Source organism: Streptomyces sp. NPDC059499 (assembly GCF_042749285.1).
Classification (GTDB): domain Bacteria; phylum Actinomycetota; class Actinomycetes; order Streptomycetales; family Streptomycetaceae; genus Streptomyces.
This window is the reverse complement of the sequence record NZ_JBHYTT010000002.1, coordinates 646,431-667,033: the sequence shown is the minus strand read 5'-3', so window position 1 is coordinate 667,033 and position 20,603 is coordinate 646,431. Positions and strand designations below refer to the sequence as shown.

General features: G+C 67.7%; 18 protein-coding genes and 1 riboswitch. Of the genes, 6 read left to right on the top strand and 12 right to left on the bottom strand.

The annotated features are described in order from the left end of the window. Positions 1 to 92: 92 nt before the first annotated feature. Positions 93 to 785 (bottom strand): HAD family hydrolase, encoded by a 693-nt coding sequence (locus tag ACFW9O_RS08440; protein ID WP_384606482.1) that lies wholly within the window; start codon positions 783 to 785, stop codon positions 93 to 95. A 96-nt stretch (positions 786 to 881) separates the two neighbouring features. On the opposite strand from ACFW9O_RS08440, the gene ACFW9O_RS08435 reads away from it, so the two are divergent. Together ACFW9O_RS08435 and ACFW9O_RS08430 are read left to right on the top strand one after the other, a co-directional pair. After that, the gene (locus ACFW9O_RS08435; RefSeq protein WP_384606479.1) at positions 882 to 1,655 is read left to right on the top strand and encodes an XRE family transcriptional regulator; all 774 of its coding nucleotides are present in this window, start codon (positions 882 to 884) and stop codon (positions 1,653 to 1,655) included. Next, complete coding sequence (locus tag ACFW9O_RS08430; protein WP_327368872.1) at positions 1,642 to 2,109, top strand: NUDIX domain-containing protein; 468 nt, start codon at positions 1,642 to 1,644, stop codon at positions 2,107 to 2,109. Before ACFW9O_RS08435 ends, ACFW9O_RS08430 begins: the two co-directional genes overlap by 14 nt. Here the strand turns inward: ACFW9O_RS08430 and ACFW9O_RS08425 are convergent. From ACFW9O_RS08425 to ACFW9O_RS08415, 3 genes are all read right to left on the bottom strand, one after another. Beyond that, the gene (locus ACFW9O_RS08425; protein WP_384606476.1) at positions 2,097 to 2,648 is read right to left on the bottom strand and encodes an HD domain-containing protein; all 552 of its coding nucleotides are present in this window, start codon (positions 2,646 to 2,648) and stop codon (positions 2,097 to 2,099) included. The two genes, ACFW9O_RS08430 and ACFW9O_RS08425, sit on opposite strands and share 13 nt — an antisense overlap. Before the next feature lie 245 nt (positions 2,649 to 2,893). Then, on the bottom strand, positions 2,894 to 3,694 hold the full coding sequence (locus ACFW9O_RS08420; RefSeq protein WP_384606474.1) for an HIT family protein: 801 nt from the start codon (positions 3,692 to 3,694) through the stop codon (positions 2,894 to 2,896). A 56-nt stretch (positions 3,695 to 3,750) separates the two neighbouring features. Further along, positions 3,751 to 4,239 carry a TIR domain-containing protein gene (locus ACFW9O_RS08415; RefSeq protein ID WP_384606471.1) on the bottom strand — a complete coding sequence of 163 codons (489 nt, stop codon included), beginning with the start codon at positions 4,237 to 4,239 and terminating at the stop codon, positions 3,751 to 3,753. A gap of 396 nt (positions 4,240 to 4,635) precedes the next feature. Here ACFW9O_RS08415 and ACFW9O_RS08410 point away from each other — a divergent pair, with 396 nt between their 5' ends. Continuing rightward, positions 4,636 to 6,192, top strand: coding sequence for a toll/interleukin-1 receptor domain-containing protein (locus ACFW9O_RS08410; protein ID WP_384606469.1), 1,557 nt, complete (start codon positions 4,636 to 4,638; stop codon positions 6,190 to 6,192). Positions 6,193 to 6,321: 129 nt separating this feature from the next. Here ACFW9O_RS08410 and ACFW9O_RS08405 read toward each other — a convergent pair whose 3' ends face one another. Next, positions 6,322 to 6,843 (bottom strand): toll/interleukin-1 receptor domain-containing protein, encoded by a 522-nt coding sequence (locus tag ACFW9O_RS08405; protein ID WP_384606467.1) that lies wholly within the window; start codon positions 6,841 to 6,843, stop codon positions 6,322 to 6,324. Between the two features lie 430 nt (positions 6,844 to 7,273). On the opposite strand from ACFW9O_RS08405, the gene ACFW9O_RS08400 reads away from it, so the two are divergent. Then, positions 7,274 to 8,632, top strand: a complete 1,359-nt coding sequence (locus ACFW9O_RS08400; protein WP_384606465.1) for a hypothetical protein — start codon at positions 7,274 to 7,276, stop codon at positions 8,630 to 8,632. Positions 8,633 to 8,830: 198 nt separating this feature from the next. Next, positions 8,831 to 9,265 (top strand): hypothetical protein, encoded by a 435-nt coding sequence (locus ACFW9O_RS08395; protein ID WP_356326588.1) that lies wholly within the window; start codon positions 8,831 to 8,833, stop codon positions 9,263 to 9,265. 181 nt (positions 9,266 to 9,446) lie between these two features. On the opposite strand, the gene ACFW9O_RS08390 is transcribed toward ACFW9O_RS08395, so the two are convergent. The 7 genes from ACFW9O_RS08390 to cobN form a co-directional block, all read right to left on the bottom strand. Continuing rightward, on the bottom strand, positions 9,447 to 10,940 hold the full coding sequence (locus ACFW9O_RS08390; RefSeq protein WP_384606461.1) for a hypothetical protein: 1,494 nt from the start codon (positions 10,938 to 10,940) through the stop codon (positions 9,447 to 9,449). A 614-nt stretch (positions 10,941 to 11,554) separates the two neighbouring features. Continuing rightward, positions 11,555 to 12,415 carry an ABC transporter permease gene (locus tag ACFW9O_RS08385; RefSeq protein ID WP_384606458.1) on the bottom strand — a complete coding sequence of 287 codons (861 nt, stop codon included), beginning with the start codon at positions 12,413 to 12,415 and terminating at the stop codon, positions 11,555 to 11,557. An 11-nt stretch (positions 12,416 to 12,426) separates the two neighbouring features. Next, positions 12,427 to 13,359: an ABC transporter ATP-binding protein gene (locus ACFW9O_RS08380; RefSeq protein ID WP_384606456.1), complete on the bottom strand. Its 933-nt coding sequence runs from the start codon at positions 13,357 to 13,359 to the stop codon at positions 12,427 to 12,429. Next, positions 13,356 to 13,700: a transcriptional regulator gene (locus ACFW9O_RS08375; RefSeq protein ID WP_384606454.1), complete on the bottom strand. Its 345-nt coding sequence runs from the start codon at positions 13,698 to 13,700 to the stop codon at positions 13,356 to 13,358. The genes ACFW9O_RS08380 and ACFW9O_RS08375 overlap by 4 nt, the downstream gene beginning before the upstream one ends. Next, positions 13,697 to 14,197: a hypothetical protein gene (locus tag ACFW9O_RS08370; protein WP_384606452.1), complete on the bottom strand. Its 501-nt coding sequence runs from the start codon at positions 14,195 to 14,197 to the stop codon at positions 13,697 to 13,699. The genes ACFW9O_RS08375 and ACFW9O_RS08370 overlap by 4 nt, the downstream gene beginning before the upstream one ends. Before the next feature lie 278 nt (positions 14,198 to 14,475). Further along, positions 14,476 to 15,234, bottom strand: coding sequence for an IclR family transcriptional regulator (locus ACFW9O_RS08365; RefSeq protein ID WP_384606449.1), 759 nt, complete (start codon positions 15,232 to 15,234; stop codon positions 14,476 to 14,478). A 78-nt stretch (positions 15,235 to 15,312) separates the two neighbouring features. Further along, positions 15,313 to 18,915: a cobaltochelatase subunit CobN gene (cobN, locus tag ACFW9O_RS08360; RefSeq protein WP_384606446.1), complete on the bottom strand. Its 3,603-nt coding sequence runs from the start codon at positions 18,913 to 18,915 to the stop codon at positions 15,313 to 15,315. A 31-nt stretch (positions 18,916 to 18,946) separates the two neighbouring features. Further along, positions 18,947 to 19,098, bottom strand: a riboswitch (cobalamin riboswitch). Positions 19,099 to 19,296: 198 nt separating this feature from the next. On the opposite strand from cobN, the gene ACFW9O_RS08355 reads away from it, so the two are divergent. Next, positions 19,297 to 20,574 (top strand): cobalamin biosynthesis protein CobG, encoded by a 1,278-nt coding sequence (locus tag ACFW9O_RS08355; protein WP_384606443.1) that lies wholly within the window; start codon positions 19,297 to 19,299, stop codon positions 20,572 to 20,574. Positions 20,575 to 20,603: the final 29 nt, after the last annotated feature.

Here is a 20,603-nt window from a genome sequence, read left to right as displayed (position 1 = left end):
GCAATTGCCTGGTGGGAGACCTGATGCTGGCGGAACGACATGGGACCGCATCACCGCGTATCCGGACGATCCGAGGACGTCCTGGGACGTTTTCAGTGCGCCGCGAAGCTCTCCAGGATCCCGAGCACCTGCGCGGTATCCGTCAGATTCGGCAGCACCACAGATGCGCCTGCGGCGGCCAATTCTTCGGGGCTGTGGACGCCAGAGGCGACGGCGATGATCCCCGAGCCTGTGGCGAGTGCAGCCTCGACGTCCCTCGGCGTGTCCCCTACAAGTACGACTGGCACGTCATCCCGTACGCCCCGGAGACGATGGGCACGCTCCCGGGCGACGGTTACCAGGCCGGGACGCTGGAGGGCATCGGCCCCGTAAGCGCCAACTGCCAGATCCAGCAGGGGGTCAAGGCCGAACGCCGATACCTTCACGTGGGCATTGGCCGCGATATTGCCGGTGAGAACCGATGTGACCCAGGCTTCGCGTACCGAGGCCGCCTTCAGTACATCGCGGACGCCTGGCAGGGCTGTCCCGCGCTTGCTGAGCTCGTGGAGCCGCTGCTGTCCAGCGTGGGTAAGGGCAGCCTCGACAGTTGCCCAGTCCGGCTCGGAGAGCCCGTTTCGCTGGAACATGTCGCGCATGATCAGGCGATCCGTACGGCCCTCCGTCCGCGCCAGCCCGGACGGGAAGGTCCCCGCCAGCGCCGCGAACGCAGCGGCGTAGATCTCTTTACTCACCCCTGAGTTGTCGATGAGCGTGTGGTCGATGTCCCACAGGACGATGAGCTCCATGCCACCAGCGTAAATACCCCGGTCGCAGCGTCAGCTTCGCAGGAACGTCCCAAAGCGTCCTTGCCCGCTCCTGACCGCGTCGGCTTGGATAGCGCTGTGAACGAGCGACTGCACTCCGTACTCGCCCAACGCGGCGTCTCACCAGAATCGCTCGCCGAAGCCTGCGAGGTAGACCCGAAAACCGTCAGTCGCTGGCTAGGCGGACGCGTGCCCCACCCACGCCACCGGTTCCACGTCGCCCAACACCTGCGTGTGGAGGAGACCTTCCTCTGGCCAGCCCCGACACTGAGCGCGAGCCAACCCAGCGCCGGGTTAGGCATCGAGCTCGTCGGCACCTACCAGAACAGGGCCAGCGTTCCTCGGGACACGTGGCTCTCGCTCCTGAAGGGAGCCCAGAAGCAGATCGGCGTGCTCGTCTTCTCCGGCACCTTCTTCGCCCAGTCCAACCCGCACGTCGCCAAGATGCTTGCCGAGCGCGCGGCCGACGGCGTCCAAGTCCGGTTGTGCTTCGGCGAATCGAACGGCCAGGCAGCGGCAATCCGCGGTCACGAAGAAGGCATCGGCGACACTCTCGGCGCCAAGATCCGCGCCTCCCTGACCTACTACCGTCCCTTGCGGTCCGAGGCCGGCTGCGAGGTCCGGCTGCACGACACCACGCTCTACACCTCCATGTTCCGCTACGACGACGACCTGCTGGTCAACCCGCACGTCTGGGGCCAGCCGGCCAGCGCGAACCCACTGCTCCATCTCAAGCGAGTCGACGCCACAGGGTGGTTCGACAACTACGCTCAGAGTTTCGAAGCCGTCTGGGCCAACGCGCGGCCCTGGACGTCGGACCAGGAGGGGACCTCTTCACATGGGCAGGACTGAGTACTACAACGACCCCAAGGCGCCCAAGGCCAACACCCTGATCCCCGCCAACAACCTGCTCGTCGTCGATGACAGCGGCGCCATCCTGCTCCAGCGCCGTCGCGACACGGGCCAGTGGGCCCTGCCGGGCGGCGCTCAGGACATCGGCGAGACGGCGGCACAGTGCGCGGTACGGGAATGCCTGGAGGAGACCGGCATCATCGCCGAGATCACCGGCTTCCTGGGCGTCTACACCAACCCGAACCACATTGTCGCCTACACCGACGGCGAAATCCGCCAGCAGTACGAAAACACCTACATCGGCCGCCCCGTAGGCGGCGAGCCCACGATCAACGACGAAGCCGACGGCGTCCGCTACGTCCAGCCGAGCGACCTGGACCAGTACGACATCCACCCCAGCATGCGCCAGCAGATCGGCGACTACCTCGCCGGCACGTACCCCTACCTGGGCTGAGCCGCCAAAGCCGCCTCCACCCGACTCACGGCCGCGAGGATGTCCGGCGATGCGCGACGGATGAACCGCCCCACCAGGCTGTCTGCACCGTAGCGATCCATGATCTCCTCCAGCCGATCCTCGGCAGACGTGTCCTTCCCGTCAGGCGTCGTCGTCATGTCGCAATACACCAAGGCATCCACGAGCCGGTGGTCGTCGAGCAGCGGAAATTCGGCTTCCAGATCGCCCCGTAGCCCGCGCTCCTCCGCCTCCAGCAACGCCAACGAGTGGTTTGCCACCAACCGCACCAGCCGCTCATCCGCAGCATGGTCGTCACGAAGAAACCGGGCACCATCCAGCGGATGAAAGCCTGTCGCTGCCAGCCGCGGTGCGTAGCCCACGTCGTGAAGCACGGCGGCAGAAGCCAGCAGGTCCGCGTCACCACCCAGGAGTTCAGTCAGCTCGGCCGCGCGCCGCGCGACCCCTTGCGAGTGCATCCAACGACGGGGAAGGGACTCACGCAGCTCCGCCTCGGCCACCGAACATGCCCACTTCGCCATCGATCGGTTCATGCTCATTACGTGCCCAGCGGATCAAGGCAGAACCCACCCTGCGCTGCTGCTGAGCGGCACACCCATGCGCCTCGGACCGGCCGAGGCACAGGTCGGCAGTCACGTCCGCTGGCTCGCCGAGACTCTGCTGGCTTGGGCAGCCAGAGCAGCGATCCTGCACGGCGATGGGCACAAAGCCAACACGCTGGCGCCGATGCCTTTTCCAGGTTCGCCGAAGCGATCATTTTGGGGCCTCAACGGTAGAGCAGCCAAGCCCCTATACCCATCCCCGCAAGCAGCAAGGGCCCATAAACGGGAGCAACCGCCCACGATTTAATATCGGGCCAATCCGGCCAGTAGTTGACACGAGAACCCGCAGGCGACGCCAGGGTAGGATTCAAGGAGAAGGCAGGAATTGAACGACCGGCCGCTACCTCGTCATAGAGCTTACGAAAGGCGCGCTCCTGCTTTAGATAATTAGCATCAAGAATACCGAAGACAAGCACCGCCAAGAGGCCAAGAAGTGCCACGAAGATCGAACTCTTCGTGATCGCGTATCCGTAAGTCGCGGTTACAATTGGAAGCAGCCACGCCTTCGAGGATGACGACGCCTGCGACATGCGCGTAATTATCGCTTGAATGAACGACAAGTGCTGCCGACGGTCCTCCGCCCCAACCGCGCTTACTCCACTAAAAAGCGCAGACTGGATCGCAGCGAGAGTCTGACTTTGAGCTTGACTACCTTCGGCCGCACCCGTAGGCCATCTAAGCACCATGCGATCCCCCGACCATCGGGGCACGAGGTGGAAATGCACATGAGTTACGGTTTGAGTGGCAACTGCCCCGGTCGACTGAATCACGTTCAAACCATCCGGAGCTAGGGCCGAACGGATCGCACGCGCTGCCCTCAGAAGCGCTTCACCCAAATCATGGGCCTCAACAGCATTGAGATCGGTCAGGTCTGAAACGTGACGGTTCGGCACTACCAAAGTGTGACCGCGAGTGGCTTGTTCCAATGGAAAAAATGCGGTGACCTCTTGGGTGCGATACACCACCCTCGCACTGGAGTCGCCTCCTGCGACAATCACGCAAAACGGGCATGCGGATTGATTTACCATGACCGCCTAATCACCCCTTGACCCGACCAAGACTCCAAATTGTCACGCAGTTTATTATAAGTCGCCTTACTGTCAGTCTTTCCCGACCAATCCTGCGTCGTGGGATCAAATACTGGCACTACCCCCGCACCAATAGCCTTGACAAAGGGGTCGGAACCCGCACTATCAACACCCCCCAGAGCCGAGAGTCCATGGACTCGGATCCCCAGCAGCGGCTTCTTGTCGGCCCATGCCTTTTTAACCTCATGCATGACCCAGGGTCGACTTGCCGTGTACTTGCCGATCAACACGATGACGGCCTTCTTGTACGCCATCTGTTCGTGAATCCACTTCTTGATTCCCTCGTCTCCACGCCTACGCACCTGCTCCCAGTCCTGCGAGTTCAACAGTGGCTGCGCTTCAAGAGCGTTAATATTGCGAACCAACTGGACGCGGTGGACATCTTGTTCGTAGTGGAAGCTGTAGAAGACTGTCTTGGCCATGGAAGCGCCAATCGAGAGTGCCGATGCGGACGACTGCGACTCTAACTGCGACCTCCGACAACTTGTACGAGAACGCAAGAAGTCATGACCTTGTAGGCGAGGTGGTCACACACGGCAGCCCTGACGCGGATCGCAACCGCGAGCAGCCGGTCTACGTCCGTCAGCGCCATGGCCCAGAAGTTCAGCACATGGATCCGGGGCGCCCGCAAGCGCGTGACCAAGGGGCGCCGACCGCAGCGGGCAGAGCGTCACAGCGTGATCTCCCTCGAAGATCATCTGCCCTGGCCACAGCCCACCGCGTGCATTGGGTGCCCTGGCCTTCGCGATTCTGAGTGCTTTGAGCAAGACCCAGCCACCACCCTGACAGAGGGAACGGACGAGAGGAGCTACACCGCCATGGGGGGCGTCTTCATCAACTACCGCAGAAGTCCGCGTGCCACGGATGCGGTGCACCGGCTGCGTCATCGGCTCGGCCGACACTTCGGTGACGCGCAAGTCTTCCTCGACACGTCGTCGATGCTGCCGGGTAGCCGCTACCCAAACGACCTCAGAGCCCGAGTGCATGACTGCGAGGTCCTGCTCGTCACCATTCCGGAGGGCTGGTTGGAGGCGCGCGACCCGACGGGCGCTCGATCCCTCGACCGCCCGGGCGACTGGGTGCGGCACGAGATCGAACTGGCGCTGGCCGCTGGGAAGACCGTGATCCCACTGCTCCTTGACGCCGCAGAGCCACCATCGCCCGAGTTGCTTCCCACGTCGATCCGCGATCTCTCTCTGCGGCAGGCACATCGCCTCCCCTCGGATGACTGGGACGCATCCGTTGAGGAGCTAATCGCCTCGCTGGAGACCCTGGTGGCATCGGAGTGGGTGCCAGCAGTCCTGTCTGAAGTGCGGGCGCCACGACGGCCCGGCCGACTACTCGGCTGGGCCACCGGCCTCATCGCCACCGCGCTCTGCGTTCTAGTGCCGTGGGCAGCAACGGCGACCGGGCCGTCCTCAAATCCGGACGACGACCCGGTCGCCCTGCTGCTCGCCCTGGCCTCCCTTGGGCTGATGGGCTTCGTTCTAATCGCTGTACTGCTGGCATGCGGCCTCATGCGCCGCCTCGTTCAGGCGTGGGAACGTGAACTGCAGGACGCCTCGCAGGAGAACTACCTCCGGGCAACCTATCCGGTGCCGGCCTTTCTGCTGCTGTTCGCGGCAGTGCTTGTGACTCAAGTGTGGGGGCAGAGTCCCGGCTTCGCCGTCGTACTGATACTCGGCATGTGTGCTGTCGTCGGCCCGATGGCAGCCGGTTTCGTACGCTCCCTCAAGGAGGACCGCGAACGGTGGGTGCAGTGGCCGGGAGCGATGCCCGCGGCAGCCCCGATTGCGGTGGTCCGGCGGGAGATCGCTCGGCTTGACGTGCGTACGCAAGAATGGGAAGCGCCGATCCGGCGAGAGCAGCGGGACCGAGCACGGTTCGCGCTCGAAGAGCTGGCAGGGGCGGTGGCTACTCAGGCGCGTGCGGCGGAACGTGGGCGGTTCCGATGGCTGTGTGAGGCACAGCCCTGGATCTTCAGCGGGTACAACCTATGGTTGGCGCTCACCGTCGCCCTCACGCTCGCCTGGACTTTGCCCCTCGGCGTCCAAGGCGGGGGTGGGGCGCGGCTGCACGCGGCGCCCGTCGTCGCTGGGGTTGTGGGGTTCTGGCTGGCCTGGACGACCATGGAGTGTGCTTACCGCTACCAGCGGTGGCAGCGCCGGATGTTTCACACAGAGGCGGTGCGACGGCTCACTGTGATAAGGGCGCAGGTCGACAAACTGAGTCTGCCGGTCCGTACGCGGCTGGCGACGGGGAACGCTAGGCGGGACAGGTGGAGCGGCACAGGGCCTGGTCACGGCCGCGACCTGGGTTCGCTCAATAGGAGCGCGAGCGGGGAGAGCTCACTCATAGGGGCCGAGGAACCGTGAGCCGTGCAAGTGGATCAGAGGTCAGCGCGTCAGCCACACAGGCTTCGGTCTCCCATGCGAGGTCGGCCAGCCACACTGCGGGTTTAACGCCGGCGACGCGAAGCGACGTCCGGGCACGCCGCCGGACGACTAGTTCTCCGGTGTGGGCAGCCCGGACAGGTCGTCCTCAACGGCGACCAGCTCGGCGATCTTGGTGGCAATAACTGCCATCGAATCATCCGCCGTGTCCAAGCCGTTTCGAGAAGCAAGCAAGGGGCTAATGTCCCGGAGTTCGCCGTAGGTCGTTTCGTGCATGACAGGGAGCAGCAGGTCACGTGCAAGAAGCTCCGAGAGCTCCTTGTCAGAGACACCACCGCGATCGATGCGCCTCAGTAGCGCTGGGGTAACCAGGACGAGACCCGTACGCGACCTCGCCAGACCCCTGTCGATTTCCCGCATGAACGGTAGGCCGAGCGCGATGTCCTTCTCGCTGAACCAGACGGACACGCCCTCTGCTTCCAGCAGGTCGCACAACTTCCGGGCGGCACCGCGTCGGTCATCCCATGCGTGGCAGAGGAAGACATCGCGAAGGTCGGGCTGTTGGCGCGCGCGCAACACGGCGGCGTCGCGAACAGGAGTCAGCCCCTTCACCTCGGCAGGCGTGTAAATCACGGAGGAGGTGCTCGGTGACCAAGGCGCCCGCGTTCTACCGCTACTGGAGCTGCCCCCACTGGTCGTGCCGCCCCCGCCACCGCTCCGCGGCGTGTAAGTCGGCGGCGGGTAGTAGGACCGGGGCGACGAGTACCCGTAGCCTCCGCCGCCGCACGCGGGGCACGCCGCACGTCCGCTGGCGGTCCGATGACCCTGGCGTGGGGCTGTACAACGACTCATAGCTATACGGTAGTCGAAGCGGCTCCTGGAGCCATCTCCTACGGCCGAGATCCAGGGCCAGAGGCCACGGTCGACGAGCTACTGAGCCCTCATCCCAGATGGCTGGCCAGATACCAGCCTGCGCCCCCTCGTGCGCACTTGATTGCGCTCCCCTGCCCCGTCCTACCGTCCTGTGGCTCACGCCACGCGACATCGACGGAAGGGCCAGCCGGTGAAGAAGGACGAATCCAAAGCCGTCAGCGAGATCATCGACGAGTTGAGCAACACCTCGTACGTCCAGGTCCGTTCGTCCACCGAGCTGGCCGCCCGTGTCTCCGAGGCGGCAGATGATGAGGACGAGAAGCGAACAGGCAAGGGGCAGGGACCGCTTCGTCGGCGCACCGACTGCAGGGCTGTCCGGATCACGCCACGATCTCTGACTCTCACACCCTGGCAGGTCATTCACGCCATCGGTCTCGGTGCTGCTTCGGCCCGACAGGGCGCGGGGCGGGGACTGGCCGAGCACTGGGGGAGTCTGCGCTACATCCAGGCCCTGGAGGGCAACCAAGGCGGTTACCTGCAGCTGTCGTCCGAGGGGCGCGATCTCCTGCGCTTCTACAAGGCCACGCAGTCCGGGGAGATCGGCACCGGCTTCGCCTCTCTGTTGGCCGAGAAGCTGGTCAGGTCCCGGTACCCCGACCACTCGGTCTCCGTGATTCCGTCGGACGTTGCTCTGAAGGCCGGCTGGACCCTTCGCAGCGCCTCCGGGGCGGGCCCCCTCCCGGAACCGCTGCAGCGTCGGCCCCACTTCTTCGTCGAAGCCTGGCAGCCGGGGCAGCCGTCCAAGGTCCTCCTCGTCTCCTCGAAGGGCACCCACAGCACCGTTCAGCAGGTGCACAAGCAGCTCAGCACGGCCAGTGCTCACGTGGATTCCGTGCACATCGGGCCCTATGGCACCGTCCCGTACCTGCTCATCGGGACTGAGATCCCCAAGAAGGAGAGCCTCGCCCTGCACATCCTGGAGGCACCAGGCACGACTGCCCTCAGCCCGCACGGAGAGACACCGGAAGCCGACCTGGACCTCGCCCTGGACCAGGGGAACCGCTTGGCCGACGTCGTGGGGCACGCGGAACGAGAAGGGACGACCATCCCCGGGTTCCAGGTACTGCCAAAGTCGTTCGCCTGGTTCAGCATCGTGCTGGCACGGACGGAAGCGGCCACCCTGATGGCCTTCACCGGAGGTGGCAAACCCACCGCCCAGTACCTGACCAAGGAGCAGGGGCGACGCCACTTCCAGAACGACGTCCACGCCGACACAGACAGGCTGCGCGATGCGGAGCACCGCATCCACGACGTCGACTTCGTCGGCACCGACCACATCTACCGCCTCAACGGTACCCGCGTGGAGGCGTTCTCCGGGCTCGAGAAGAGTCTGTACATGCACCTCCACCACGGACGCGTCAACGAATACCGACGCGAAGTACACGAACTTCGAGGCCAGTGGCCGAGCCACAGCACATCGAAACAGTGGAGCGCGGTGTCCATCCGAGCCGACGGGACCGTGCTGGCAATCCGTCTCCGGCACGAGTGACCCAGCAGCCAGCCGCAACTGCTGACCGATCCGGATGGCGCTGAATTGGGGCATCAAGCTGCAGCAGGGCTGGTGAAGAGGCGGCAGCGCCGAAGGCACAGCTTCAGGTTCATCGGACCTGGATGTGCCGGAACCGCTTCGAGAGGCTGCGAGGCCGACTTAGAGTGGTATCAGTCACCGAACGAGGGAGTCCACAGCATGGACCCGATCACCGCAGCCGCCCTTGCCGCGCTGGCCGGCGGGCTCGGCGGCGAAGCCGGACGTCAGGCGTGGCAAGGACTAACTGCCCTGGTTCGGCGTCCGTTCAGGAGTGCTGCGGCACAGGAAGAACGAGGCGCCGGGACACTCCAGGCCAGCTCCGGCGAGCTGGAAGTCGTCGCGCTTGAGGGGGAGCCTGCAGACCCAGTGCGCGCGCAGGCACTGGCCACCGCTCTCGGCGTACGAGCAGCCCTGGATGGAGAGTTCCGCGTACTGCTCGATGAGTGGTGGCAGCGGGCACAGGCCAGCTCATCAAGCGATGTGCACAACACCATCAGCGGCGGCGCTCAGAGTGGCCCGGTGCTTCAAGGGCGGGACTTCTCAAGCCTCACCTTCAACACAACACGCACCGCAGACTCACCCAACAGGGGCTGATCGGCGGGGGCTCATCAAAACTTGCATCGCCCCGGTAGCCAGGCCCGGCGACCGGGGCGATTCGATCGGCGCAAAACTACTTCGAGGACCATGCCCGTGCCAACTTCACTCGGTCCTTAAACTGAGCTCCGATGCGTGCCCCCACTACAGCAGAGTGCCTCTGATGGATCGCTCTGCGGGCTCATTCAGACTGCGTATTCAGCCAAGCCTGGATGAGCATCGACGCCTGTTCTTCCTCAGCTGCTGACTGTTTCATATCCTCTTCCCACCTCACGGTGCGAAACAGCCCTCTGTCACGCCATTCATTCAACGGTGCTTCGAGGTCCTCACCGTTAGCCTCATCCTGAAGCCGCCTTGCCGCACTATAAACCAGCCGCAATTCCGCACCGGCAACATGGTAATCGTCATACGGCGGCAGTAGTCGATCATGCAAGGGCAGGCTTCTGTCCACCTCAACACTACCGAGATAACTGGGAACCATTTCACGCATCACTGCGCCCAAGTCCACCGCCTGCTCCTCGCTGAGCCCAGAAATGGTAGAGACAGCGAGGTTGTAGGACTTGATCAGAGTGATAAGCCCAGGCACCGTGAGAGTCTTCCAGAGTGCGGGCTCCCGAGCCAGGAAATAAGCAGCGAGATCAGAAACTGAAACTCCATTATCGTTGAATAGCAGACTAGCGACGGCCACACCCAGGTCACGTCGATACTCGGGAACTACCCGTGAAACCTGCGTCAACACATCACAGTCGATCTGCCCGGGCAGCACCTCATCCTCATCGAATAGTAGAGCGATAGTCTTGCGGCTCACAATTACTCCTTCCCGGGATGGATCCAAATGGAGCTGCGCAAGCTCCGACTCTGAAAGTTCGTTGCGGAAATCCATCCACGTCAAACCGGGCGGATCCGGAAGAAGAGACTGCTTTGCGTACTCAAACTGAGCCTGCACCAGGGTTTCCGGCCGCCCGTATACAAGTGCGGAGATTCGAATCTGTCCTCCGCTTGATACTGATGCCACAGTGCCGATACCCGAGAAAATCAACGACTCTTCAGCAGCCTCATGGAGCGTTGTATTCGCCGTCCATGTCGTTAGCCAACGCGGGTCGAAGGTAACGATCACTCTCCTCGCCCCCACAAAAAAGACGAGGTGAGGATCCTTGGTCAGCACTCCGGTCGGCTCCTGCAGCGGAGCCTCGGGCGGGTTGCTGCAGCGCATAGCACCTTCGAACGAGACCAGAAGGCCGCGATGCACCTTTCCTGCCGTGCGCTCGCTGAGAGTCACCGCCTCCGCGTCCCATGTCTCGAACAACGGGCGCACGATCCGGACGAATTCCCCGGGCGCCATACCCTGTCCGCCGAATGGCTTCGTGCTGTCGAGTCCGGCTCTCCTTGCTGCGGCCGCTACAGCGTTGGTCTGCGCGAGCATCGCCATCCGTGGCAGGTTGACGAGGTCGACACTGGAGAACCGGGCCCTCCAGATCTGCGACGACCTGCGCAACTCCTCAGCGAGGGCCTCTTCGGTAGCCTCAGCTACGGACGGTCGACCCGTCATCGTGATGTTTACATCGCCATGAATAGCCCCCGCCTGGATGGCTGGCCCATCCACCTGCCCGGAGAGCTCGTTGCTTACCTGGGACGGTTTCCGGAAAGCACCCTCTACGCCCTCTACCTGCTCCACTGCTGCCTCCCGACCTCTCTCACCCCATGCGATCGGCTATCTGACAGGCAGTAAACACCATCTTCTCGACCTGCAAGGGGCGTTCAAGGCGACCGAAATTGTCGGCCTGACGGCAGGACAGGGCCGCTCGCCGGAGCTGCGGATCAGCAGGATGCTCCAGCTCAGCGCCCCAGGCAGAGCGGGCTAACGGCAACAGCTGGCCGAGCTCGCGTCAGGGACAGGCAGTATCCCCGGTCTCAGTTCGGGTCTCATTCGCCCCCGTCCGGCCCCGGCCGGACAGGGCCATCCCGAACGCTCTGTCCCAGGTGAGGACGCCCCGGCCCTTTCCGGACCCCCACGCGAACATTTGGAAAGCGTGTTGGGGGCAACCCCTCACGAGTTCGAATCTCGTATCCTCCGCCATTGCTCTCACCGGGCAATACGTCGAAGGGCCCCGCAGCTTGCTGCGGGGCCCTTCGGCGTTCTTCCAGGTTCGTCGGTCTCATCGAGACTCGTCGGAGCCCTCCGCGCTGCTCTCGTCAGGCTCCTCGACTCTCCCTTGATCCTCGGTGGGACCGCGAGGGTGGCCACGTTCCGTGTGACGTGGCGGCATAACCCGGTGGTCGCGAGGCCGCCTACGCGGCCGGCACGCCGCTCTGCGCCGCCTTGCGGTGGCGGGCGGTCAGCCGCGAGCCGGACTCGCGGCGGGCCGCGCGGCGCAGGAGCGGAACCGCGAGGAGGAACCCGAGGACTGCCCAGGCCGTGAGGACCATGGCGACCATGGGCAGTTCCCAGGAGCCGGCCGCCTCGGCGGTCCGTGCCGAGTCCGGGAGCAGCGCCGAACGCAGGCCCTGAGCCATCCACTTGAGCGGAAAGACCGCGGCCACATGCTGGACCGGCACGGGGAGTGCGGTGATCGGGAACACCGTCCCCGAGGTGAGCAGCAGCCCCATCGTCGGCAGCATGATCAAGGCCAAGGCCTCGCGGGGGTTGGGCAGTACGGCGCCTATGGCCGCGCCGAGCGGTACGACGGCGAGCAGCCCGAGTGTGGTGACCCACAGCAGTGTCAGCCAGTCGCCCGGCCCGTGCGGCAGCGGCCCGTCCGCCAGCAGGGCCCCGGCGACCAGGAGCAGCGCCAGGGTGCCGACCGCCAGGACGACCACAAGCAGACACTTTGCGATGAGGTAGGCCGGTATCCCGCCGGGCGTGGTGCGCAGCCGCAGCAGGGTGCCCTCCTCCCGCTCGGTCACGAGGATCTGTGGCAGGTTGATCAGCCCGACCTGGAACAGCAGGTAGGCGGCGAAGCCTGCCAGCACCAGGTGGCTCATCGGGGTGCTGGTCCCGGGCACGTCGTCGCTGACGTAGGCGGCGACGAGCAACGCGACGACCACGTTGGTCAGATGGCCGGACATCTCCTTGCCGTTGCGCAGGAGGTGCCGCAGTTCGATTCCGCCGCGCTGGAGCCCTGCACGCCAGCTGTTCGTCCTGTTCGTCATGTGTGCCTCCCTCATGCGGCCGGTGCCTCCTCGTCCGCGTCCCTGTCCGTGCCGTCGGCCCCGTCCGTGCCGTCGGCCTCCCGGTGCACCATGTGCAGGTAGGTGTCCTCCAGCGTCGGACGGCGGACCTCCAGGTCGGCGATCGGTCCGTCCGCGTGCCGGTGGAGTTCCCAGACCAGCCGTGAGGGGTCCTCTGTGCGTTCGCGGCGGGGCGCCCCGTCGTCGGCCGTCCAGCGGACCTCGGCCTGGGCCGCGGCAAGCCGGGCCAGTTCCGCGGGTGTGCCACAGGCCCGGATCCGGCCGCCGACCAGCATGGCGATCCGGTCGGCGAGCCGCTCGGCCTCGGCAAGATCGTGGGTGGTGAGCAGGACGGTGACGCCATCGTCGCGGGCCAGCTGTTCGACCAGGACGTGGAACTCGTGCCGCGCCTGAGGGTCGAAGCCGGTGGTCGGCTCGTCAAGGAAAAGGAGTTCGGGGCGGCCGACGATGCCGAGCGCGACGTCGAGGCGCCGGCGCTGGCCGCCGGACAGCCGGTCCACCTGCCGGCCGGCCTGGTCGGTGAGGCCGACCAGGGCCAGCAGTTCGGCCGGGTCGCGCGGGTCGGGGTAGTAGGTCGCGAAGTGGGTCAGCAGCTCGGCGACCCGCCAGCGGCGGTGGTCTCGCCAGGACTGCAGGACCAGGCCGATCCGGGCTCGCCACGCGTCGCCGCCCCGCTCGGGGTCCGCACCGAGGACGCTCACCTCCCCGCCGGAGCGCTGCCGGAAGCCTTCCAGGATCTCGACGGTGGTGGTCTTCCCCGCACCGTTGGGCCCGAGCAGCGCGAAGACCTCGCCGCGGCGGATGTCCAGATCAATGCCGCGCAGGACGTCGACATCGCCGTACGCCATGGTCAGATCGCGTACATGGATCACGGGCCGGACGTCGGTGCGCCCGGACGTCGTCATCGGCCCGCCTCCGCGTGGGGCTGCTGTTGTGCTGCCCCGGTCGCGGGTCCGACGCCGTCGACGATGGCCCGGAGTGCCGCCACATGTCCCTCGAAGGCGGTACGACCGCGGTCCGTCAGCCGTACCTTCGTACGGCGGTTGCGGCCGCCGCCCTCCTTCTGGATCTCCAGGTATCCGGCCCCCTCCAGGGTGTGCAGCTGCTTGGAGAGCGCGGAGTCGCTGAGCGAGAGGCTGTCGCGGACGAACGCGAAGTCCGCCCACTCGGTGGCGGCGAGCAGCGCGACCACCGACAGGCGGGTGGCGGGGTGGATCAGCTCGTCGAAGCCGGCGGGGGTACTCATCGGCCCGCCTCCTCGACGGCCGCCCGTTCGCCGCCGCTCCGCACCGTGTCGGCCGCCCAGCGGTTGGCGGGACCGAGGGAGAGCAGGTACACGGCCACTGCGGCCGTGGCCTGGACGAGGCCGGCGTAGATCGGCTCCAGTGGCTCGGTCAGGTGGTCCGACAGCACGACCGTCCCGCCGACCAGCACCGCCGCCACACCGAACGCGGCCCACATACGCCCGGGGCAGCGCGTGTGGTGCAGTTGCATCCGGCTCCTGCGGCTGTTCATCACGATCAGCGCGCTCAACAGACCGACATAGGCGGCAATGAACAGTCCGACGCCCCACTGGGGCAGGTCCATGCCGACGCCGGCAAGGAACACCCACATGAGGGCGGCCGTGCCATAGGTCATGCCGCGCCCGCCGGACGCGGAGCGCTCGAACTCGTCGTACACCCGCTCCTGCGGCACTCGGATGCGCTGGAGATCCTTCCATGCCTGTTCGGCATCCATCGGCATGCTCACGACTATCGCCCTCCCGTCCCCGATAACTTTCCCATGAGGAAAGTAACTCTTGGCTTTCCTGATAGGCAAGTCGTCGGCAGCGCCCCGAGCGACCTCTGTCGTGGTGCTCTTCAGATGCTTGCGCCGCAGCGGGCGAGGGCGGCTTCGATGACTTCGCGCGCATCGCCGCGATCACCGGCCAGGCCATGCGGTGGTACGGGCCGGAGACCGGTAGATGACCACGCGCCCGGTCTCAGTTCTGTGCGTCCTCCGCCCGCACCCGGCAGCGCGGTTCAGAGGGTGAGGGACAGCCCCCTGGTCACCCGCTCCGCCGAGGCGAGCAGCCTCTCCCGTACCTGGCTGGTCCGGTACATCCGGTCCGACCGGAAGGAGATGCCGAGGGAGCCGAGCTTGTCCCCGCTGTAGACGGGCACCGCGATGCAGAGCGTGCCGAGGGAGTACTCCTCGCGGTCCATGACGACAGGGGCGGGCAGGGAGGATTCGAGCTGTCGCACGAGTTCCTCCCGCCGCGTGATCGTGCGGGGCGTGAGATCGGCGAGGTCGTGTCTGGAGAGATAGTCGCCGCGCGCCTCCTCGTCCAGCTCGCGCAGGACGCACTTGCCCAGTGCCGTGGCGTGGCCGGCGTCCTCGAATCCCACCCAGAGGTCGACCCTCGGCGTCTGCGGCCCGTCGACGATCTCCGCGACGCGGATCTCGCCCTCCTCGTAGAAGGTCAGGTAGGCGGCGGCCGACACCTCGTCCCGCAGCGTGGCGAGTGCGGGGCGGACGCGCGTGAGCAGCCCCTCGGCGTTGCTCCCCGTTTTGGGTTCGAACAGCTCGTCGCCCATGACGTACCCGTCGTCGTCCAGCTTCCTCAGGAAGCCGTCACGGGTGAGCGCGGGCAGCAGCTCGTGCACGGTGGCCGGCGGAAGCCCCGCCTCCCTCGCCAGCTGTTCCGCGGGAACGCCACCCTCGTGCGCTCCTGCCGCTTCCAGCAGGCGGAGGGCCTGCTGGACAGACGCGACTGGCGTGGGGCCTACCTGATCACCCATCCCACCAGCTTGGACCCGGTACTGCGGAGCGGCAATATGTCCCGGATCCGCCCGGTGCGGAGCGCCGGGACGCGCGCCTCAGTCCTCACCCTCCAGGTTGCCTTCCGTCTCCAGGAAGACCTGGCGCAGCGCCTCGAGCACGGCCGGGTCGGGCTTCGCCCACATGCCCCGGGACTCGGCCTCCAGGAGGCGTTCCGCGATGCCGTGGAGGGCCCAGGGGTTGGCCTGCTGGAGGAATGCGCGGTTCGTCGGATCCAGGACGTACGTCTCGGTGAGTTTGTCGTACATCCAGTCCGCGACCACGCCCGTCGTCGCGTCGTAACCGAACAGGTAGTCGACCGTGGCGGCGAGCTCGAAGGCGCCCTTGTAGCCGTGGCGGCGCATCGCCTCGATCCACTTCGGGTTGACCACCCGGGCGCGGAAGACCCGGGACGTCTCCTCGACCAGGGTGCGCGTGCGGACCGTCTCGGGGCGCGTCGAGTCGCCGATGTACGCCTCGGGGGCGGTGCCCTTCAGCGCGCGTACGGTCGCGACCATGCCGCCGTGGTACTGGAAGTAGTCGTCCGAGTCCGCGATGTCGTGCTCGCGCGTGTCGGTGTTCTTCGCGGCGACCGCGATCCGCTTGTACGCGGTCTCCATCTCGTCCCGGGCCGGGCGCCCGTCGAGCTCACGGCCGTAGGCGTAGCCGCCCCACACCGTGTAGACCTCGGCGAGGTCGGCGTCGGTGCGCCAGTCGCGGGAGTCGATGAGCTGCAGCAGCCCGGCACCGTACGTCCCCGGCCGGGAGCCGAAGATGCGGGTGGTGGCACGCCGCTCGTCGCCGTGTTCGGCCAGGTCGGCCTGGGTGTGGGCGCGTACGAAGTTCCGCTCGGCGGGCTCGTCGAGGGAGGCCGCCAGGCGTACCGCGTCGTCCAGCAGGCCGATGGTGTGCGGGAAGGCGTCGCGGAAGAAGCCGGAGATGCGCAGCGTGACGTCGATACGGGGGCGGCCCAGCTCCTCGTACGGGATCGGCTCCAGGCCCGTGACGCGGCGCGAGGCGTCGTCCCAGACCGGGCGGACGCCGAGCAGGGCGAAGGCCTCGGCGATGTCGTCGCCCGCGGTGCGCATCGCGCTCGTGCCCCACAGGGACAGGCCGACGGAGGTGGGCCATTCGCCGTTGTCGGCGCGGTAGCGCTCCAGGAGCGAGTCCGCGAGGGCCTGGCCGGTCTCCCAGGCGAGGCGGGACGGGACGGCCTTCGGGTCGACGGAGTAGAAGTTCCGGCCGGTCGGCAGGACGTTCACCAGACCGCGGAGCGGGGAACCGGACGGGCCCGCGGGGACGAACCCGCCGTTCAGCGCGTGGACGGTGTGGTCGAGCTCGTCGGTCGTGGCGGCGAGACGCGGCACGACCTCCTTGGCGGCGAAGTCGAGGATGTCGGCGACGGCGGACGGCTGTCCGGCGGCCACGTCGGCCACGGCGGCCGGATCCCAGTCCGCGTCCTCCATCGCCTGGACGAGAGCGCGGGCCTGCTCCTCGATCTCGTCGGCGGCGGTGCGCGTGGCCGCGGACTCGTCGAGGCCGAGCGCCTCGCGCAGACCGGGCAGCGACGTCGTACCGCCCCAGATCTGGCGGGCGCGCAGGACGGCGAGGACGAGGTTGACGCGGTCCTTGCCGGCCGGGGCACCGCCCAGGACGTGCAGCCCGTCGCGGATCTGGACGTCCTTGATCTCACAGAGCCAGCCGTCGAGATGCATGATGAACTCGTCGAAGCCCTCGTCCTCGGGCCGGTCCTGCAGACCCAGGTCGTGATCGAGCTTCGCGGCCTGGATCAGTGTCCAGATCTGGGCGCGGACGGCCGGGAGCTTCGCCGGGTCCATCGCGGCGATCTGCGCGTGCTCGTCCAGGAGCTGTTCGAGGCGGGCGATGTCGCCGTAGCTGTCGGCGCGTGCCATCGGCGGTACGAGGTGGTCGACCAGGGTGGCGTGCACGCGGCGCTTGGCCTGGGTGCCCTCGCCCGGGTCGTTCACCAGGAACGGGTAGACGAGCGGCAGATCTCCCAGTGCGGCGTCGGGGCCGCAGGCGGCGGACAGGCCGGCGTTCTTGCCGGGCAGCCACTCCAGGTTGCCGTGCTTGCCGAGGTGGATCATCGCGTCGGCGCCGAAACCGTTGTCGTCCGCGGACGCGGCGATCCAGCGGTAGGCGGCCAGGTAGTGGTGCGAGGGCGGCAGATCGGGGTCGTGGTAGATCGCGATCGGGTTCTCGCCGAAGCCGCGCGGAGGCTGGATGAGGATCAGCAGATTGCCGCGGCGCAGGGCGGCGAGCACGATGTCGCCCTCGGGGTTGCGGGACCGGTCGAGGAACATCTCGCCGGGGGCCGGGCCCCAGTGCCGCTCGACGGCCTCGCGGAGTTCGGCGGGCAGCGTGGCGAACCAGCGGCGGTAGTCGGCGGCGGGGATCCGGACCGGGTTGCGGGCCAGCTGCTCCTCGGTGAGCCACTCCTGGTCGTGGCCGCCGGCCTCGATCAGCGCGTAGATCAGCTCGTCGCCGTCGCCGGAGACCAGACCCGGGATCTCCTCCTCGGGCCCGAAGTCGTAGCCCTCGGCCCGGAGCCTGCGCAGCAGGGCGACGGCGCTCGCGGGGGTGTCGAGGCCGACGGCGTTGCCGATGCGGGAGTGCTTGGTCGGGTACGCGGACAGGACGAGGGCGATCCGCTTCTCGGCGGCCGGGATGTGGCGGAGCCGGGCGTGCCGTACGGCGATTCCGGCGACCCGTGCCGCACGCTCGGCGTCGGCGACGTACGCGGGCAGGCCGTCCTCGTCGATCTCCTTGAAGGAGAACGGCACCGTGATCAGGCGGCCGTCGAACTCCGGCACCGCGATCTGGGTGGCGGCGTCGAGCGGGGAGACGCCCTCGTCGTTCTCCTCCCAGGCGGCGCGGGGGCTGGTGAGGCAGAGCGCCTGGAGCACCGGGACGTCGAGGCCGGTGAGGGCGCCCGCGTCCCAGGACTCGTCGTCGCCGCCCGCGGACGCGGTGGCCGGCTTGGTGCCGCCCGCGGCGAGGACGGTGGTCACGATGGCGTCGGCGGCACGGAGTTCGTCGATGAGTTCGGGCTCGGGCGTACGGAGCGAGGCGACGTACAGCGGGAGGGCGCGGGATCCCGCGTCCTCGACGGCGGTGCAGAGCGCTTCGATGAACGCCGTGTTCCCGCTCATGTGGTGGGCGCGGTAGTACAACACCGCCACGGTGGGCCCGGTGATGCCCTCACGGGCCGTCCGCTCCAGCGGGCCCCAGGCGGGGGCGGGGGCGGGCGGCTCGAAGCCGTGGCCGGTGAGCAGCACGGTGTCGGACAGGAACCGGGCCAGCTGCTCCAGGTTGGCGGGGCCGCCGTGCGCGAGATAGGCGTGCGCCTCGGCGGCGATGCCGATGGGGACGGTGGACGCGGCCATCAGCTGGGCGTCGGGGGCCTGTTCGCCGGTCAGCACGACGACGGGACGACCGGTCGCCAGCACCTGGTCGAGGCCGTCCTGCCAGGCCCGTACGCCGCCGAGGAGGCGCACGACGACGAGGTCCGTGCCGTCCAGCAGCTCCGGGAGTTCGTCGAGGGAGAGCCGGGAGGGGTTGGCGTAGCGGTAGTTGACCGGGCCCGCGGATGCGCGGGCGCTGAGCAGGTCGGTGTCGGACGTCGACAGGAGCAGGATCATGCGGCGTCAGCCCTTCCTCGGGGTGTCCACGCCCCGGGCGGTGTCGGACGGCAGGAGTTCCTGACTCGCCCGGTCGTGGACCGGGCTCACAGTGGCGGGACCGCGCCGGAATCTCACCGGGCTTCCTCCCATGTCGCCGTCTGGCGATGGCGGGCCGAACGGACCGCCGCTAGGCATAGTAGGCGCCGGGTGGCCGGGCGTGACGGGATGCCCCTGGACGGGACTTGTCCCGGTGGCACGACGGGCCGGTTCTCGCCCTGCGGCGGCCGGGACCGGGCAACGAACCCGGCACGGCCCCGGACCGGTCGCGGTTCCGGGTCCGGCCGGTGGGTGTCCTACAGGTCACAGTCACCGTAGGGCTGTGCCGCGGTCACGGTCGGTATGCTCGCCGCCATGCCCCCATCCGCCCTCCCGCCCCGGTCTCCGGGCGGTGATGCCTGCCCCGGAACGCTGCGTCTGCACCGGGCGGACGACGGTGCGCTGGCGCGGGTCCGGCTGCCCGGTGGAGTGCTGACCGTTGCTCGGGCGAACGCTCTCGGGGAGGCCGCGGTGCGGCTGGGCGACGGTGAGTTGCATCTCACCTCGCGCGGCAATGTGCAGCTGCGCGGGCTCGCCCCGGACTGCGGTGCGGAGTTGGCCGGACTGCTGGTCAGCGCCGGGCTGCTGCCCTCCGAACGCCACGAGCGGATACGCAACGTCGTCGCTTCCCCCCTCGCGGGGCTCGACGGCCTCGGGGCCGCCGAAGTCGGAGTGTGGCTGGCCGGACTTGACCGTCTGCTGTGCGGAAGCGACCGTGCGACCGCGCTCTCCGGCCGCTTCCTGTTCGCACTCGATGACGGCCGCGGTGATGTGGATGCCCTCGGCGCCGACCTCACCCTGCTGGCCCGTGACGACGGCGACGCGATGCTGCGTGTCGGGGACACCGACACCGTCCTGCGTATCCCGGCCTCCCAAGGGCCCCGCGCCGCGCTCCTGGCCGCCGAAGCCTTTCTGGACGCCGCCCCGGACACCGGTGCCTGGCGGGTCAAGGACCTGCCGTGCGGCGCCGCCGCACTGGCCGACGACGTCGTACGGCGGTTGAGGCGAACCGGTACCGCCGTGTCGGAGGACCGCCATCCCCGCCCCCACGCATCCCTCCCGCCTGCCCTCGGCGCCGTACGCGGCGGCCGCCGCGATGTCGCGCTGTCCGTCGGCGTACCGCTGGGGCGCCTGGACCCGGACCGGTGGCGGCTCCTGTCGAGCGCCGGCGAACTGCGGCTCACCCCGTGGCGCGGCGTCGTCGTCACCGGCGTCGCACCGGATCACGCGGACGAGCTGCTCGCCGCCCTCGCGGAGGCCGGTCTGATCACCGGGCCCGGCTCGCCGTGGGCCGGGGTCGGGGCGTGCATCGGACGGCCCGGCTGCGCGAAGTCGCTGGCCGACGTGCGGGCCGAAGCGGGGGCCGCCGTCGGACCCGCGGGACGGCTGCCTGTGTACTGGTCCGGGTGCGAACGCCGCTGCGGCCATCCGCACGGGGAGTGGATCGACGTGGTCGCCACCCCGGACGGACACCGGATCTCCCATGTGACGGGGGACCGGTCGGACGCCACGGCAACGGTCCGGGACAACCCTGCCGCGCTGGCCGCCGCCGTGGCAGCGGCGCGAGGCTCTCGCACCTGACCGCGCATCACCTGTTCACCTGTGTCCGG

What these genes read in the sequence shown, in the direction of transcription:
- ACFW9O_RS08430 (WP_327368872.1), top strand. Translation starts at nt 1,642, where the DNA reads ATGGGCAGGACTGAGTACTACAACGACCCCAAGGCGCCCAAGGCCAAC.
- ACFW9O_RS08410 (WP_384606469.1), top strand. Translation starts at nt 4,636, where the DNA reads ATGGGGGGCGTCTTCATCAACTACCGCAGAAGTCCGCGTGCCACGGAT.
- ACFW9O_RS08355 (WP_384606443.1), top strand. Translation starts at nt 19,297, where the DNA reads ATGCTCGCCGCCATGCCCCCATCCGCCCTCCCGCCCCGGTCTCCGGGC.
- ACFW9O_RS08440 (WP_384606482.1), bottom strand. Translation starts at nt 785, where the DNA reads ATGGAGCTCATCGTCCTGTGGGACATCGACCACACGCTCATCGACAAC.
- ACFW9O_RS08415 (WP_384606471.1), bottom strand. Translation starts at nt 4,239, where the DNA reads ATGGCCAAGACAGTCTTCTACAGCTTCCACTACGAACAAGATGTCCAC.
- ACFW9O_RS08375 (WP_384606454.1), bottom strand. Translation starts at nt 13,700, where the DNA reads ATGAGTACCCCCGCCGGCTTCGACGAGCTGATCCACCCCGCCACCCGC.
- ACFW9O_RS08385 (WP_384606458.1), bottom strand. Translation starts at nt 12,415, where the DNA reads ATGACGAACAGGACGAACAGCTGGCGTGCAGGGCTCCAGCGCGGCGGA.
- cobN (WP_384606446.1), bottom strand. Translation starts at nt 18,915, where the DNA reads ATGATCCTGCTCCTGTCGACGTCCGACACCGACCTGCTCAGCGCCCGC.
- ACFW9O_RS08395 (WP_356326588.1), top strand. Translation starts at nt 8,831, where the DNA reads ATGGACCCGATCACCGCAGCCGCCCTTGCCGCGCTGGCCGGCGGGCTC.
- ACFW9O_RS08380 (WP_384606456.1), bottom strand. Translation starts at nt 13,359, where the DNA reads ATGACGACGTCCGGGCGCACCGACGTCCGGCCCGTGATCCATGTACGC.
- ACFW9O_RS08365 (WP_384606449.1), bottom strand. Translation starts at nt 15,234, where the DNA reads ATGGGTGATCAGGTAGGCCCCACGCCAGTCGCGTCTGTCCAGCAGGCC.
- ACFW9O_RS08425 (WP_384606476.1), bottom strand. Translation starts at nt 2,648, where the DNA reads ATGGCGAAGTGGGCATGTTCGGTGGCCGAGGCGGAGCTGCGTGAGTCC.
- ACFW9O_RS08370 (WP_384606452.1), bottom strand. Translation starts at nt 14,197, where the DNA reads ATGCCGATGGATGCCGAACAGGCATGGAAGGATCTCCAGCGCATCCGA.